The organism is Cryobacterium lactosi (genome assembly GCF_004403945.1).
Classification (GTDB): Bacteria; Actinomycetota; Actinomycetes; order Actinomycetales; family Microbacteriaceae; genus Cryobacterium; species Cryobacterium lactosi.
Genome location: NZ_SOHM01000021.1, coordinates 1 through 1,356, shown reverse-complemented (window position 1 = coordinate 1,356; position 1,356 = coordinate 1). Strand labels below are relative to the sequence as shown.

Here is a 1,356-nt window from a genome sequence, read left to right as displayed (position 1 = left end):
TCGTTCCGGTCCCTCAGGACCCAACAGCGTGCATATGCAAACCCGCCTGACCCAACCCTTTCCATTCACCGAGGTGAAGTACTGAGATCGAACCGATTGGTTCTGCATCAATGTCAATGTTCCACCCATGAGCGCCATCGAAGAACATTCGTCTTCGTATGACTTGGCAGTGTTACTCCGCTGTATACAGACGGCACTGCTGTGCTCCTTAGAAAGGAGGTGATCCAGCCGCACCTTCCGGTACGGCTACCTTGTTACGACTTAGTCCTAATCACCGATCCCACCTTCGACAGCTCCATCCCTTGCGGGTTTGGCCACTGGCTTCGGGTGTTACCGACTTTCATGACTTGACGGGCGGTGTGTACAAGGCCCGGGAACGTATTCACCGCAGCGTTGCTGATCTGCGATTACTAGCGACTCCGACTTCATGAGGTCGAGTTGCAGACCTCAATCCGAACTGAGACCGGCTTTTTGGGATTCGCTCCACCTTGCGGTATTGCAGCCCTTTGTACCGGCCATTGTAGCATGCGTGAAGCCCAAGACATAAGGGGCATGATGATTTGACGTCATCCCCACCTTCCTCCGAGTTGACCCCGGCAGTATCCCATGAGTTCCCACCATTACGTGCTGGCAACATAGGACGAGGGTTGCGCTCGTTGCGGGACTTAACCCAACATCTCACGACACGAGCTGACGACAACCATGCACCACCTGTATAGAGACCTTGCGGGGCGACTGTTTCCAGCCGTTTCCTCTATATGTCAAGCCTTGGTAAGGTTCTTCGCGTTGCATCGAATTAATCCGCATGCTCCGCCGCTTGTGCGGGCCCCCGTCAATTCCTTTGAGTTTTAGCCTTGCGGCCGTACTCCCCAGGCGGGGAACTTAATGCGTTAGCTGCGACACGGAGACCGTGGAATGGTCCCCACATCTAGTTCCCAACGTTTACGGCATGGACTACCAGGGTATCTAATCCTGTTCGCTCCCCATGCTTTCGCTCCTCAGCGTCAGTTACGGCCCAGAGATCTGCCTTCGCCATTGGTGTTCCTCCTGATATCTGCGCATTCCACCGCTACACCAGGAATTCCAATCTCCCCTACCGCACTCTAGTCTGCCCGTACCCACTGCAGGCCCGAGGTTGAGCCTCGGGTTTTCACAGCAGACGCGACAAACCGCCTACGAGCTCTTTACGCCCAATAATTCCGGACAACGCTTGCACCCTACGTATTACCGCGGCTGCTGGCACGTAGTTAGCCGGTGCTTTTTCTGCAGGTACCGTCACTTTCGCTTCTTCCCTACTAAAAGAGGTTTACAACCCGAAGGCCGTCGTCCCTCACGCGGCGTTGCTGCATCAGGCTT

The 1,356-nt window shown here is 55.2% G+C and carries 1 rRNA gene; it reads right to left on the bottom strand.

Annotated features, from left to right (window positions below):
• Positions 1–212: 212 nt before the first annotated feature.
• Positions 213–1,356 (bottom strand): 16S ribosomal RNA (locus tag E3T61_RS09960); the annotation flags it as partial.